This is a genomic window from Pseudooceanicola marinus (assembly GCF_020177265.1).
GTDB lineage: Bacteria > Pseudomonadota > Alphaproteobacteria > Rhodobacterales > Rhodobacteraceae > Pseudooceanicola > Pseudooceanicola marinus_A.
In genome coordinates this window covers 111,839-125,336 of record NZ_JAIVMC010000007.1, presented here as the reverse complement: position 1 = coordinate 125,336, position 13,498 = coordinate 111,839, and the positions used below count along the sequence as shown (strand labels likewise).

14 protein-coding genes are annotated in these 13,498 nt (G+C 66.4%); 11 read left to right on the top strand and 3 right to left on the bottom strand.

The window, feature by feature from the left end; genetic code table 11:
- Window positions 1-52: 52 nt before the first annotated feature.
- Window positions 53-346: a Dabb family protein gene (locus LC066_RS13190; protein ID WP_412103243.1), complete on the bottom strand. Its 294-nt coding sequence runs from the start codon at window positions 344-346 to the stop codon at window positions 53-55.
- Window positions 347-417: 71 nt separating this feature from the next.
- Window positions 418-753 (bottom strand): cupin domain-containing protein, encoded by a 336-nt coding sequence (locus tag LC066_RS13185; protein ID WP_224899763.1) that lies wholly within the window; start codon window positions 751-753, stop codon window positions 418-420.
- A 185-nt stretch (window positions 754-938) separates the two neighbouring features.
- On the opposite strand from LC066_RS13185, the gene dprA reads away from it, so the two are divergent.
- The 6 genes from dprA (at window position 939) to LC066_RS13155 (ending at window position 8,309) form a co-directional block, all read left to right on the top strand.
- Window positions 939-2,102: a DNA-processing protein DprA gene (gene dprA, locus LC066_RS13180; protein ID WP_224900220.1), complete on the top strand. Its 1,164-nt coding sequence runs from the start codon at window positions 939-941 to the stop codon at window positions 2,100-2,102.
- Between the two features lie 136 nt (window positions 2,103-2,238).
- Complete coding sequence (gene topA, locus LC066_RS13175) at window positions 2,239-4,914, top strand: type I DNA topoisomerase (RefSeq protein ID WP_224899761.1); 2,676 nt, start codon at window positions 2,239-2,241, stop codon at window positions 4,912-4,914.
- 130 nt (window positions 4,915-5,044) lie between these two features.
- Entirely contained in the window at window positions 5,045-5,656 is a 612-nt protein-coding gene (locus LC066_RS13170) for a L,D-transpeptidase (RefSeq protein ID WP_224899758.1), read from the top strand.
- 157 nt (window positions 5,657-5,813) lie between these two features.
- Window positions 5,814-6,512: a CoA transferase subunit A gene (locus LC066_RS13165; RefSeq protein ID WP_224899754.1), complete on the top strand. Its 699-nt coding sequence runs from the start codon at window positions 5,814-5,816 to the stop codon at window positions 6,510-6,512.
- 108 nt (window positions 6,513-6,620) lie between these two features.
- Window positions 6,621-7,661: a PAS domain-containing protein gene (locus LC066_RS13160; protein WP_224899751.1), complete on the top strand. Its 1,041-nt coding sequence runs from the start codon at window positions 6,621-6,623 to the stop codon at window positions 7,659-7,661.
- Window positions 7,662-7,685: 24 nt separating this feature from the next.
- Complete coding sequence (locus LC066_RS13155; protein ID WP_085887484.1) at window positions 7,686-8,309, top strand: 3-oxoacid CoA-transferase subunit B; 624 nt, start codon at window positions 7,686-7,688, stop codon at window positions 8,307-8,309.
- 86 nt (window positions 8,310-8,395) lie between these two features.
- On the opposite strand, the gene LC066_RS13150 is transcribed toward LC066_RS13155, so the two are convergent.
- Window positions 8,396-9,223 carry a lytic transglycosylase domain-containing protein gene (locus LC066_RS13150; protein WP_224899749.1) on the bottom strand — a complete coding sequence of 276 codons (828 nt, stop codon included), beginning with the start codon at window positions 9,221-9,223 and terminating at the stop codon, window positions 8,396-8,398.
- 396 nt (window positions 9,224-9,619) lie between these two features.
- Between LC066_RS13150 and LC066_RS13145 the strand changes: the two genes are divergently transcribed.
- The 5 genes from LC066_RS13145 to LC066_RS13125 all read left to right on the top strand — a co-directional run bounded on the left by LC066_RS13145 (window position 9,620) and on the right by LC066_RS13125 (window position 13,473).
- Window positions 9,620-9,814, top strand: coding sequence for a hypothetical protein (locus tag LC066_RS13145; RefSeq protein ID WP_224899746.1), 195 nt, complete (start codon window positions 9,620-9,622; stop codon window positions 9,812-9,814).
- A 100-nt stretch (window positions 9,815-9,914) separates the two neighbouring features.
- Complete coding sequence (locus LC066_RS13140) at window positions 9,915-10,112, top strand: hypothetical protein (RefSeq protein WP_224899745.1); 198 nt, start codon at window positions 9,915-9,917, stop codon at window positions 10,110-10,112.
- 141 nt (window positions 10,113-10,253) lie between these two features.
- The gene (cpaB, locus tag LC066_RS13135; protein ID WP_224899742.1) at window positions 10,254-11,114 is read left to right on the top strand and encodes a Flp pilus assembly protein CpaB; all 861 of its coding nucleotides are present in this window, start codon (window positions 10,254-10,256) and stop codon (window positions 11,112-11,114) included.
- A 240-nt stretch (window positions 11,115-11,354) separates the two neighbouring features.
- Entirely contained in the window at window positions 11,355-12,782 is a 1,428-nt protein-coding gene (locus LC066_RS13130; protein WP_224899739.1) for a type II and III secretion system protein family protein, read from the top strand.
- 37 nt (window positions 12,783-12,819) lie between these two features.
- A complete protein-coding gene (locus LC066_RS13125; protein WP_224899737.1) occupies window positions 12,820-13,473 on the top strand; it encodes an OmpA family protein in 654 nt (217 codons plus the stop codon).
- The last annotated feature ends 25 nt before the right edge of the window (window positions 13,474-13,498 follow it).

Genomic DNA, 13,498 nt, shown 5'->3' with positions numbered 1-13,498 from the left:
CGTGCTGGTGGCACGCGCCTTTCGTCGTTTCGGCCTGCGGCGCGCAGCGCGCTCAGAAATCGGCGGCGATGCGCAGCTCGCGCAGGGGTTTCACCAGGTCGATGGACTGCTGGTACAGCGGATGCGCCTTGTAGGCAGCCAGCGCCGCCTCATCGTCGAATTCGCCGTAGACGACCACGTCCACCTCCCCCGACCAGCTGTCGACGCGGCTGTTCTCGACCACCTCCAGGACGCGGGCATGGGGGTTCTGCTTCAGGATCGACAGGCCCTCGTAAACCCGGGCCCGGTCGGCCGGGTCCTTGGCGCTGAAAAAGACGACGTGACGGATGAAGCCGCGGTCGGACATGGGGGTCTCCTCCTTCATGGATGCGATCCCTCCTGTCACCCCGCCGACGGAAGCGCAACAGCTGGAGGGCATCAGCCCTTCAACGCGTAACGATCCGCCTCTGCAAAGACGTCGATGACCTTGGTGCCGGCCCTGATCGTCGCGCCATGCAGGGCGCCATCGGGAATGTCGTAGCTTTCGCCCGGGGCATAGGTCCGGGTCTCGCCGTCGATGGTCAGGGTGATCTCCCCATCCACCACCGTGCCCCATTGCGGCCCGTGGGCATGGGGCGGCAGGACCATGTCCTGCAGGAAGGTGAAGAAGATCACCAGCCCCGCGTCCGACTGGACCGCGCGGGTCTGCACGACATCCTCAGGGAAGGGTACGTCGAGGGCGGGAAGGCCCATGATGAAGTCGGGAAAGGTCATGACAGGATCCTCCGTCGGCCAGTTCAGTCCGGCGGACCATGGCGGCCGCGCGCGACGAGGGCAAGCCGGCGGGCTGCCGCAGGGGCCGCGCCGCCAGTGGCCAAGCCTCCGGCGGCTGCGCGACCCTTCACGCATAATTAACCACCCGAACGCTACACATGATTCTGCAAGCAGGCGGAGTCACGATGGTCGTGGATAATCATCCTTCCACTCACCCCCCACTCCCACCCACCACGGAAGATGAGCGTCTGTCGTGGCTTCGTCTCTTGCGCTCTCGCCGGATCGGACCGGTCACCTTCTACCGCATGCTGGCCGAGCACGGCAACGCCGCGGTGGCCTTGGAGGCCCTGCCGGAGGTGGCGCGCGCAGCGGGCCTGTCCGACTACGCCCCCTGCCCTCTTTCCATCGCCGAACAGGAACTGGCCCGCGGCCAGGCCCTTGGGGCACAGCTGGTCGCGCGAGGCGAGGCCGCCTACCCCTCCGCCCTGGATGACCTGCCCGACGCCCCCCCCCTGCTGTGGCTACGCGGCCGGGCCGAGCTGTTGATGCGGCCCGGCGTGGCCGTGGTCGGCGCGCGGCAGGCTTCCTCCCTGGGGCTGCGCATGGCCCGCGCCCTGGCCACCGACCTGGGCCAGGCGGGACAGGTGGTGATTTCCGGCCTGGCACGCGGCATCGACGCCGTGGCGCATGAGGCCGCGATCGAGACCGGCACCATCGCCGTCTTTCCCGGCGGGCTGGACCAGATCTATCCCCTGGAAAACCGCCGCCTGGCGGACCGCATCGCCGTCGAGGGCCTGTGCCTGACGGAACAGCCCCCGGGGCTGGCGCCGGCGCAACGGCATTTCCCCCTGCGCAATCGCCTGGTCTCCGGCCTGGCCCGCGCCGTGGTGGTGGTGGAGGCGGCGACGAAATCCGGCACGCTGAACACCGCCCGCCACGCCTTGGACCAGGGTCGGGAAGTTTTGGCGGTGCCCGGCCACCCCTTCGAGGCCCGGGCCTCGGGCTGCAACCTGCTGTTGCGGGACGGCGCCGGCCTGGTGCGCGGGGCCCGCGACGTGCTGGAGGTCCTGGGTGACCCCGCCCCGCGGCCCAGGGCCCCGGTCCCGCAGCCGGATGCCCATCCCGAGGCCCCGCCACCCCCCTCCCACGGCCTGCGCGACATCGCGCGGCTGCATGCCCAGATCCTCGACCGGATCGACGCCGCCCCGGTGGAGGAAGAGGTGCTTCTGGCCACGCTGGACGCCCCTGCCCGCCAGGTCGCCCCGGCCCTGACCGACCTGGAACTGGAGGGCCGGATCCGCCGCCAGCCGGGCGGTTTGATCGCCCGCGGCGAAAACACGGGCAGTTGATCGCCCTTTGCCGCGCCGCAGCAGGGCCCGGGGCCATAGGCAGGATTGCCTCCATTGACAATCAGCCCTGCCAGCCCACATGTTCCGCCGCCAAGGCGCGTCTTTCGAGTCGAGCCGTCCAGCGAAAGGAACACGCATGCCCGTCGTCGTTGTCGAATCCCCGGCCAAGGCCAAGACAATCAACAAATATCTGGGATCCGACTACACCGTTCTCGCGTCCTACGGCCATGTGCGCGACCTGCCTCCGAAAGACGGCTCGGTCGATCCCGAGCATGAATTCGACATGAAATGGGAGGTGGCCAGCGACAGCAAGAAGCATGTGAAGGCCATCGCCGACGCCCTGAAGGACGACAACGCCCTGATCCTCGCCACTGACCCCGATCGCGAAGGGGAGGCGATTTCGTGGCACCTGGAAGAGGCCCTGCGCAACCGCAAGGCGCTGAAGAAGGACACGCCGGTCAGCCGCGTGGTCTTCAACGCGATCACCAAGACGGCGGTGACCGAGGCGATGAAGAACCCCCGGCAGGTGGACGAGGACCTGGTGCATGCCTATCTCGCCCGCCGCGCGCTGGACTACCTGGTGGGCTTCAACCTGTCGCCCGTGCTGTGGCGCAAGCTGCCCGGCGCGAAATCCGCCGGCCGGGTGCAATCTGTCTGTCTGCGCCTGATCGTCGAACGCGAGATGGAGATCGAGGCCTTCAAGCCCCGTGAATACTGGACGGTGAAAGCCATCCTGACCACGCCCCGCGGTCAGGAGTTCGAGGCCCGGCTGACCACGCTGGCCGGTGACAAGCTCGACAAGTTCTCCATCGAGAACGAGACCCAGGCCGAGATGGCCGTGCAGGCGATCAACAGCCGCGACCTGACCGTGACCTCGGTCGAGGCCAAGCCCGCCTCGCGCAATCCCAGCCCGCCCTTCATGACCTCCACCCTGCAGCAGGAGGCGAGCCGCAAGTTCGGCATGGGCGCCCGGGCCGCGATGAACACCGCGCAGCGCCTCTACGAGGCCGGGCACATCACCTACATGCGGACCGACGGCATCGACATGGCGCCCGAGGCCATCAGCGCCTGCCGCGACGCCATCGCCGACCGCTTCGGCAAGGAATACGTGCCGGACAGCCCGCGGGTCTACAAGAACAAGGCGAAGAACGCCCAGGAAGCGCACGAGTGCATCCGCCCCACCGACATGACCAAGGACGCCGCCGCCCTGGGTCTGTCGGAGGATCAGCGCAAGCTTTACGACCTGATCTGGAAACGCACCCTGGCCTGCCAGATGGAAGGCGCCCGGATGGAACGCACCACGGTCGAGATCGGCAGCCAGGACCGCCAGGTCGGCCTGCGCGCCACCGGCCAGGTCGTGTTGTTCGACGGCTTCCTGCGGGTCTACGAAGAAGGCCGCGACGATGTTGTCGATGACGACGACAAGCGCCTGCCGCAGATCCACGAGGGCGAGAAGACCGCCAAGTCCGAGATCAACCCGGAACAGCATTTCACGCAGCCGCCGCCGCGCTACACCGAGGCGACGCTGGTCAAGCGGATGGAAGAGCTGGGCATCGGGCGCCCCTCCACCTACGCCTCGATCGTGACCACGATCCAGGATCGCGGCTATGTCATCAAGGACAAGAACCGCCTGATCCCCGAGGACAAGGGCCGGCTGGTGATCGCCTTCCTGTCCAACTACTTCAAGAAATACGTGGAATATGACTTCACCGCGGATCTTGAGGAAGAACTGGACGACGTGTCGGCCGGTGACCGCGACTACAAGGACGTGCTGAACCGCTTCTGGCGCGATTTCTCCGCCGCCATTGCCGAGACGTCCGAGTTGCGCATCACCGAGGTGCTGGACAAGATCAACGAGGTGCTGGAGCCGCATCTCTTCCCGCCGACCGAGGATGGCAGCGATCCGCGCCTGTGCCCGAACTGCGGCAAGGGCCGGCTGTCGATGCGCACCGCGCGCTCGGGCGGCGCCTTCATCGGCTGCTCGCAATACCCCGAATGCCGCTACACCCGTCCCTTCGGCCCCCCGAACCCCGAGGCCGAGGCCAGCGCGATCCCGCCCGAGGGCAAGTTCCTGGGCGAGGACAATGGCGACAAGATCTACGTCATGAAGGGCCGCTTCGGTCCCTACTGCCAGCGCGGCGAGGTGACGGAAGACAACAAGAAGCCCCCGCGCCAGTCGGTGCCGAAGGAGTGGGCGCCGGAGGATCTGACCCTGGAAGAGGCCGTGCGCCTGCTGGCCCTGCCGCGGCTGATCGGCCAGCACCCGGAGGACGGGGTGAACGTCTGGGCCAACATCGGCCGCTATGGCCCCTACATCAAGCACGCGGAGAGCACCTCCGACCGGGGCGGCACCAACGCCAACCTCGAAGGGCTGGACGAGGTCTGGACCGTGGGCATGAACCGCGCGGTGCAGCTGTTGGCGGAGAAGGTCGCCTCCCGCAAGGGCCGCGGCCAGGCCAAGGTGCTGAAGGAGCTGGGCGAGCACCCCGAGGCGGGCGCGCCGGTGCAGCTGCTGGAAGGCAAGTACGGCCCCTACGTGAAGTGGGAAAAGATCAACGCCACCCTGCCCGAAGGGGTCGAGCCGGACACGGTGACCCTGGACAAGGCGGTGGAGCTGATCGCCGAACGCGCCGCCAAGACCGGCAAGAAGGTCGCGCCGAAGAAGGCTGCCGCGAAGAAAACCACCGCCAAGAAGGCACCGGCGAAGTCTGCGGCCAAGAAGCCGGCGGCGAAATCGACCACCGCCAAGAAACCGGCAGCCAAGAAGGCTCCGGCGAAGAAGGCCGCGCCCAAGGCCTCCGGCGCGGAATGACGCCCGCCGCTTCCCGGTCCCCTGTGGCCCGGGAGGCGCACTCACGCCCCGTCCCGGAGTTGTGATTGGCCACTCGGCCCCTTGATCCCGATCTTGTGTCGCAGACCCTGCAAGCCAGACCGGAGAGATCATGTCCCCTTCCCCCCTGTCCGCCAGCCGGCTGTCCCGCCGCAAGCTCCTGCTGACCGGCGCAGCCGCCACCCTGGTCCCTGCCACCGCCCGCGCGCAGGCCGCCACGGATGGCCCGCCGCCGCTGATCCCCGCGCCGGAACAGGCGCCGGTGCGGCGCAACACCTCCAGCTTCGTGCGGCAGGACTGGCGCGATCACTTCGACACGCTGGGCGTGGCCGCCATCGTCTGCGACACCGCCTCGCGCGCGCTGCACTACTGGTCCGGCGATGAAAGCGATTATCGCATCTACCCCACCTCCGTCCCCGCCTCGGAAGAGCTGACCAAGCGTGGCTACACCGAGGTGGTGCGCAAGAAGGTGGGCCCCGACTGGACCCCCACGGCCTCCATGAAGGAGCGCAACCCCGAACTGCAGTACATGCCCCCCGGCCCCGACAACCCGCTGGGCACCCATGCCATGTACCTCAGCTGGCCCGCCTACCTGATCCACGGCACCCATGACACGCGCAAGATCGGCCGGCAAAGCTCGGACGGCTGCATCGGCCTCTACAACCCCTCCATCGAGGAGCTGTTCGCGGCCACCCCGATCGGGACGCAGGTGCGGATCATCTGATCCCGCGCGTCGGACGCGCAAGGCCTCATCTCCCGGATGACCCGTCGCCCTGAAGGGCGGCGGGTCTTACCGTGGAAACCCGTATATGGCGCCTAGCATTTGACTTCGAGCCCCCTCGTCGGCAAGACAGAGGCAACAAGTTCTGAGGAGGAATTCCATGAAGAAAGTGTACGGCTCCGCCGCGGAAGCGCTCGACGGGCTGCTCTTTGACGGCATGCAGATCGCCGCCGGCGGCTTCGGCCTGTGCGGTATTCCCGAACTTCTGCTGGATGCGATCAAGGAGGCAGGCACCAAGGATCTGACCTTCGCCTCCAACAACGCCGGCGTCGATGACTTCGGCATCGGCATCCTGCTGCAGACCAAGCAGGTGAAGAAGATGATCTCCTCCTACGTGGGCGAGAACGCGGAATTCATGCGCCAGTACCTTTCGGGCGAGCTGGAGCTGGAATTCAATCCCCAGGGCACCCTGGCCGAGCGCATGCGCGCCGGTGGCGCGGGCATCCCCGGTTTCTACACCAAGACCGGCGTCGGCACCCTGATCGCCGAGGGCAAGGAACACAAGGAGTTCAAGGGCGAGACCTACATCATGGAGGAAGGCATCTTTGCCGATCTGTCGATCGTGAAGGCCTGGAAGGCGGACACCACCGGCAACGCCATCTTCCGCAAGACCGCCCGCAACTTCAATCCGCCGGCTGCGATGTGCGGCAAGGTCTGCGTGATGGAGGTCGAGGAGATCGTCGAACCTGGCGAGCTGGACCCCGATCACATCCACCTGCCCGGCATCTACGTGCACCGCCTGATCCAGGGCGAGCACGAAAAGCGGATCGAGAAGGTCACGACGCGACCCGCTGCCTGAGCGGACACGCACAGGCCCCCGGGTTGCAGAAGCACCCACGGCCACCACATAGGGCCCGGGCGCGGCAAAAGTCGCGCCGGCCCACGAGAGAGACGACACAGACGCTACATGACGATGGACGCCGAAAACCGGGTTGAGATTCAGCCCCTGACCCACATGGAAGCCTTCGAGACGCTTGCCGGATCGAGGATCTCCATGGTGCTGACCGACCCCTCCCTGCCCGACAACCCCATCGTTTACGTGAACCGCGCGTTCGAACGGGTGACCGGCTACAACGCCCAGATGGCCATCGGGCGCAACTGCCGCTTCCTACAGGGGGAGGGCACCGACCCGGACGACGTGAAACGTCTGCGCGACGCGATCGCGACCCAGACCGACTGTACCGTCGACCTGGTGAATTACCGCGCCGATGGCGAAGTTTTCACCAACCGGTTGATGCTGGCCCCGATCTTCTTCGAGGACGGCTCCTTGCGCTATTTCCTGGGCATCCAGAAACCCCTGGCCGAGGTCGAGGACGTGCTGTCGCCCAATGCCGTGCGCCACGCCATGCGCGAGGTGCAGCACCGGGTGAAGAACCACCTGTCGATGATCGTCTCGCTGACCCGGATGTACGGGCGTGGGGCTGGCGCCGCGCAAGACCAGTTCCAGCAGTTGTCGCGCCGCATCGAGAGCCTTCAGGTGCTGTACCAGGAGTTGTCGAACCCCGAACGGCGGCGCAACATGGATACCGTGTCTCTCGGCGCCTACTTCTCGCGCCTGGCGGCGGCGACCCAGGCGCTGGATGGCCGCCCCGGCCTGACGGTGAACGTCGACGTGGAAGACGCAGAGGCCGAATCCGAGGCCGCAATCCACATGGGCATGATCGTCTCCGAGATCCTGACCAACGCGCTGCAGCATGCCTTCATTGGGCGGGAGACCGGGCGCGTGGACCTGCGGGTGCAGGCCCTGCCGGGGCAGAGCCTGCGGGTGACCGTCGCCGATGACGGGGTCGGCATGCCCGAGGGTGTGAGCTGGCCCGAGGCCAGCTCGGTCGGCAGCTCGGTCATCGCCGGGCTGATCCGCCAGCTGAACGGGACGCTGGATGTAAAAACAGGTGCGACAGGCACCGTGGTGACGCTGGACCTGTCCGGCGTGACCCTGACCGCATAGACAGGTTCAAAGAGGAGGACAGTGATGCCCTGGGACCGTAACCAGATGGCCGCCCGTGCGGCGGAGGAACTTGAAGACGGCATGTACGTGAACCTCGGCATCGGGATCCCGACGCTGGTGGCGAACTACGTGGGCGACAAGGACATCACGCTTCAGTCCGAGAACGGGATGCTGGGCATGGGCCCCTTCCCCTACGAGGGCGAGGAAGACCCCGACCTGATCAATGCCGGCAAGCAGACCATCACCGAGCTGCCCAAGACGGCCTATTTCGACAGCGCCATGTCGTTCGGGATGATCCGGGGCGGCAAGATCGCTGCGGCCGTGCTGGGCGCCATGGAAGTGGACGAGAAGGGCGACCTGGCCAACTGGATGATCCCCGGCAAGCTGGTGAAGGGCATGGGCGGCGCCATGGATCTGGTGGCCGGCGTCGGCCGTGTCATCGTGGTGATGGACCATCAGAACAAGCACGGCGAAAGCAAGGTGCTGAAGACCTGCACCCTGCCGCTGACCGGCGCGGGCGTGGTCAACCGCATCATCACCAACCTCGGGGTCCTCGACGTGGTCGAGGGCGGGCTGAAGATCGTCGAACTGGCCGATGGCGTCACCGAGCAGGAGATGCGCGACGCCACCGAGGCGACCATCGTCTGAGGGCAGCGTCCCGCAGGAACACCAAGGCCCGGGCGATACGCCCGGGCCTTTTTCGTTGCGCTGCGTGCAGGATCGCCGAAGCGGGACTAGTCCGGCAGGCGGAAGACGCAGCCGTCCGAGATCAGCTCCGGCGGGGTCAGGCACAGGCCCCGGGCGACGGCGAAGGCGGCCAGCACCTTGGGCACATAGTCCCGGGTCTCGGCGAAATCGGGCACGCCGCCATGGTCGGCCAGCTGCGTCTCGCCCGCGTTGTAGCCCGCCAGCACCATGATCGGGTCCCCCGCGAAGCGGTCCATCAGGTCATCCAGGAAGGCGATGCCCCCCGCGATGTTCTGATCCGCATCGAAAGGATCGGACACGCCATAGCGCATCGCGGTGTCGGGCATCAGCTGCATCAGCCCCTGGGCACCGGCGCGGCTTTGCGCCCCCGCATCGCCCGACGATTCCACCGCGATAACCGCCAGCACCAGCGCGGGCGACACCCGAGTTCCGGCCGAATGCAGCAGGATCGGCGCCGTATGAGCGCGGGCGATCTCCATCAACGGGCCGAGGCGCGGCGCGGGCACCGCCTGCGCCTCGGGTGCGGTGGCCAATGCGGTCAGCGCCGGTTCCAGCCGCCCCGGCCCGCTGGCTTCCATCGCCGGCGACATGGCCTGCCAGAACCAGCCGAACCGCCCCTTGCCCGGGGTAGTCCCCGCCCCGCTGGTGGCGCCTCCCGTGGGCGCCGCCTGTGGCCGTGCGACGGCCGCTGGCGGCGCCGTGGGGGTGATCTGCACCGTGATCCGCTTCTTCGCGCCCGGCTCCGGCGGGCGCACCGTCCGATGGGTGAAATCCTTGAAGGGGGGCGGCGTCCGGCTCGCGCCCTCGGTCTGCGCCTGTGCGACGCCCTGCCCCGGAGCCCCAAGCAGGCCCATCGTCAGCGCCCAAACCAGGCATTGGCCGCGCAGCGCCCGTCTGGGCGGCCGATCAAAGGGACGGCTGAAGGCTGCGAAAGCCGGGAATCGGGAGCCATCTTCCAGATTTCGCGGCCCATTTGCACCGACTGCCCCTACGAAAAACAGGCCTCCAAGAGGAAAAACGCCCTGCCAGCATCTTTTTAAATTGTTCAGTTTCAAAGACATAACCCCATGTCACTTGGGAACTTAAACAAACTGCTTTTTCGCTACAAAGGTGCCCAATTCCTGCCCGAATCCAAGAGCTATAAATAACCCGTGCCGCAGAGATGGTGACCCAAGAGAGAGAGCAACGGGCCACGCCAAACATCGAAGCGGAGCATATGAAACCTAGTGATCCTTTGGAGGGACAAGACCATGATCAACTTCATCAAGAACTTCCGCAAGAACGAATCCGGCGCCGTGACCGTTGACTGGGTCGTGCTGACCGCAGCCGTCGTTGCCCTGGGTGGCGCAGCCTACTCCGCCATCTCGACCGGCGTGACCGACATGGGCGAGAACGTCTCCGAGGCCATGGACGAAGGCACGATCAACGTGGACACCGGCCAGTAAGTATCGCGCCAGTTTCTTGGCAGAAGGCCGCGTCACCGCGACGCGGCCTTTTTCGTAGCCAATCGCGACAACGGCCAAGTCTTCACGAGAGGGCGATAAAGTGTTCGGGACAAAGATCCTCCCCGCCACGCGGCGTTTCGCGAAAGCGGAAGCCGGAGCCATCACCGTCGATTGGGTGGCCCTTTGCGCGATGGTCATTGCGCTGTGCATGCTGCTGTTTGCGGCCATCTCGGATGCCACCGACCTCGCAACGGAATCGACGGCTACGACCATGCGCGAAAAGCCTGTCACCCGATAGGCCTTCGCAACTCCCAAGTCGAACCCTGATTTCGTCACATTCTGTCGTCATGACATCAGGGACTGTCATGATTGCCGCCGCCGACCTGCCCCCTTCGTGGCGGAACGTGGGCCGGGGCGGACCTGTAATGAGGAAGATAACATGCGGATCGTCTTCGGTTTGGTTCTGATCGTCGGCCTCGCCCTGGCGGGGGCTGCGGTCTACATGTTCAAGGATTATCAGGACAGCATGCAGCAGGCGCTGCAGCAGGAGCAGGCCAAGAAGGCCCCTGCCATCGCCACCACCCCCGTCTATGTCGCAACCCGCGCCCTGGCCTATGGTGAGGCCTTGATGCCCGAGGATGTGCGCCAGGTCGAATGGCCCCGCAGCGCGCTGCCTGAAGGGATTTTCAGCGAGGAAGAGGCACTGTTCCCTGATGAGAACGACGCCCCCCGCTACGTACGCCGCGCCATGGAGAAGGACGAGGCGATCCTGGCCGTGAAGGTGACAGATCCTGGCACCGAGGCTGGCCTGACCTCGCGCCTGGGTCGCGGGATGCGCGCCTTCGCGATTTCCGTCGACGTGGCGACCGGCGTCTCGGGCTTCCTGCGTCCCGGGGACCGGGTCGATGTCTACTGGACCGGCCGCGCCGACGGCATCCGGGGCGATTTCACCAAGCTGATCGAAAGTGGCGTTGAACTGATCGCCATCGACCAGAGCGCCAACACGGACTTCGAAGAGAACACCATCGCGCGCACCGTCACCGTGGCCGTGAACCCGCAACAGGTGGCCACGCTGGCGCAAGCCCAGTCCACTGGCCGTCTGTCGCTGTCACTGGTCGGCCTCTACGACGATACTGTGGCCGAGGCGATCGAGGTGGATCAGCGCAGTCTTCTGGGCATTCCCGTCGCCGAAGAGGCCGCCCCGGTGCAACAGGCGCCGACCCCGCAGGAACAGGTCTGCACGATCCGCAACCGTCGTGGCTCGGAGGTCGTCGAGATCCAGATCCCCTGCACCGACTGACGGTCGCACGGCAACCCGCAACAAGGTTATAGGGGCGTCCCGCCGGGGCGCCCCGTCCTGTATCCGCCCCGCCGTGAAGGGTCGCCACGGCGCATGACCCCTAGGCGTTGTTGCCCCTTATCCACAGCAGGTCCGCCACCGAAATCATTGATTATTGCATAAAAAGGCGTTTTGGCGCAGGATAAGCGAAAGACCGGACAGAAGATCCGGACCCGAGCAGTGATCCGAGAGGCAGGTCACATGACATTCGATCGCTTTCTGAAGGCCGCCCTGCTGGGCGTCGCGGTGCTGGCATCCCATGCGCCGCAATCGGCATTTGCCGACAACCTGCGCGTGGTCAATCAGAACGCCGATTCGCAGCTCAGCGTGGCCATGAACCGCGCGGTGGTCGTCGAAAGCGACGTGCCCTTTGCCGAACTGTCGATCGCCAACCCCGCCATCGCCGACATCTCCTCGCTCTCCGAACGATCGATCTACGTGCTGGGCAAGAGCCCGGGCATCACCACGCTGACCCTGCTGGATGCCGCCGGACAGCTGATCACCAACGTCGACGTGATCGTCTCGGCCGACGTGACTGAGTTCAAGGCACGGCTGAAGCAGATTCTGCCGGGCGAACCGATCGAGGTGCGCACCGCGAATGATGGCATCGTGCTGTCGGGCGTCGTCTCCTCCGCGCAGAAGTTGCAGCGGGCGCTTGACCTGGCCGAACGCTATGCCCCGGAACGGGTCTCGAACCTGATGTCGGTGGGCGGCACCCAGCAGGTCATGCTGAAGGTCCGCTTCGCCGAGATGCAACGCTCGGTGACCAAATCCCTGTCTGCGTCACTGGGTCTGTCCGGCTCCGCCTTCGGAGGCGGCTTGGGCGTCGAAGGCGGCACGGCGCGCGGTGCGAGCACAAGTGGCCAGACCACAATGCTGGGTGGCACTCTGCCCTCCTCCAACACCAACAACGGCGCGCTTCTCCTGGGCTTCGACGTCGGCTCGGTCGAGGTCGGCATGCTGCTGGAGGCGCTGGAAAGCAAGGGCGTCGTGCGCACCTTGGCCGAACCCAACCTGACCGCCCTGTCGGGCCAGGAGGCGAAGTTCCTCGCCGGTGGCGAGTACCCGGTGCCCGTCGCTCAGGACAACAACGCTGTCACCGTTGAATTCAAGCCCTTCGGGGTCGAGCTGAACTTCATCCCGCGCGTGGTCGATGACGGCGTGATCAACCTGGAACTGGCGGCGGCCGTCTCTGCCATCGACAGCGCCAACGGCTACGAGGTCAACTCCTTCCGCATCGACGCCTTCTCGCGGCGCGAGGCCTCGACCACAGTCGAGATGCGCGACGGCGAAAGCTTTGCCATTGCAGGCCTGCTGCAGGACGACTTCAGCGACAGCAACAGCCAGTTGCCCTGGCTGGGCGACGTGCCGGTGCTGGGCGCGCTGTTCCGCAGCGCCGAATACCAGCGCCAGCAATCGGAGCTGGTCATCATCATCACCGCGCACCTCGTCTCCCCCACCCGGGGCGAGGCCCTGGCCCTGCCCACGGACCGGGTCCGCCCGCCGTCGGAGAAGGATCTGTTCCTCTTCGGCAACGTGGCCCGGGAACAAGGCTCGCGGCTTTCGGGCGGCGCCGGCGAAGTGGCGCGGCAGGATTTCAGCGGCTCCTACGGCTACGTGATGGAATGACGAGACGCCCATGATAACGCGACGCCTCCCCCCGCTCATGGCCGCGGCCAGCCTGACCGCCCTCCTGGGCGCCTGCGCCGGCGACGGCTATTCGCCTTTCACCCGCGAGGCCGGCGCCATCGTCGATCGGGGCGATTTCGGCAATGCGACGATGAACAACCAACTGGTCCAGACCGGCCAGCGGTCCTACGTCCTGAACCTGAACGAACGCTTTGCGGCCGAGGTCCCCTCGACCATCAACTTCGCCTTCAACTCCGCCCGACTCGATGCTGCCGCCATGGCCGTTCTCAACCGCCAGGCGGCCTGGATCCGGCAGTTCCCGGAGGTGCGCTTCCGCGTCTACGGCCACACCGACCTCGTGGGCTCCGACAGCTACAACCGTCGCCTTGGCCTGCGCCGCGCCCAGACCGCCGTTGCCTATCTGGTGTCCCACGGCATCAGCCGCGACCGGCTGGAGGCCGTCGCCTCCTTCGGAGAGACGCAGCCGCTGGTATACACCCAGGCGCCCGAGCGCCAGAACCGCCGCACGGTAACCGAGGTGTCCGGTTTCGTTCAGCGCCATCCCAACATCCTCGACGGCAAGTATGCCGCAGTCGTCTACCGTGGCTACGTTACCCAGAGCGCGGAGGTGCCGTCGACGCTGTCAGGCACGTCGCTCGGAAACGGCTCCGACTCGGGCTCGGGAGAGTAAGCCAGCCCTGCAACCCGAAACTCCG

Coding starts and splice junctions, on each gene's coding strand:
- LC066_RS13190 (WP_412103243.1), bottom strand. CDS start 346: ATGTCCGACCGCGGCTTCATCCGTCACGTCGTCTTTTTCAGCGCCAAG.
- LC066_RS13185 (WP_224899763.1), bottom strand. CDS start 753: ATGACCTTTCCCGACTTCATCATGGGCCTTCCCGCCCTCGACGTACCC.
- dprA (WP_224900220.1), top strand. CDS start 939: ATGGTCGTGGATAATCATCCTTCCACTCACCCCCCACTCCCACCCACC.
- topA (WP_224899761.1), top strand. CDS start 2,239: ATGCCCGTCGTCGTTGTCGAATCCCCGGCCAAGGCCAAGACAATCAAC.
- LC066_RS13170 (WP_224899758.1), top strand. CDS start 5,045: ATGTCCCCTTCCCCCCTGTCCGCCAGCCGGCTGTCCCGCCGCAAGCTC.
- LC066_RS13165 (WP_224899754.1), top strand. CDS start 5,814: ATGAAGAAAGTGTACGGCTCCGCCGCGGAAGCGCTCGACGGGCTGCTC.
- LC066_RS13160 (WP_224899751.1), top strand. CDS start 6,621: ATGACGATGGACGCCGAAAACCGGGTTGAGATTCAGCCCCTGACCCAC.
- LC066_RS13155 (WP_085887484.1), top strand. CDS start 7,686: ATGCCCTGGGACCGTAACCAGATGGCCGCCCGTGCGGCGGAGGAACTT.
- LC066_RS13150 (WP_224899749.1), bottom strand. CDS start 9,223: ATGGGCCTGCTTGGGGCTCCGGGGCAGGGCGTCGCACAGGCGCAGACC.
- LC066_RS13145 (WP_224899746.1), top strand. CDS start 9,620: ATGATCAACTTCATCAAGAACTTCCGCAAGAACGAATCCGGCGCCGTG.
- cpaB (WP_224899742.1), top strand. CDS start 10,254: ATGCGGATCGTCTTCGGTTTGGTTCTGATCGTCGGCCTCGCCCTGGCG.
- LC066_RS13130 (WP_224899739.1), top strand. CDS start 11,355: ATGACATTCGATCGCTTTCTGAAGGCCGCCCTGCTGGGCGTCGCGGTG.
- LC066_RS13125 (WP_224899737.1), top strand. CDS start 12,820: ATGGCCGCGGCCAGCCTGACCGCCCTCCTGGGCGCCTGCGCCGGCGAC.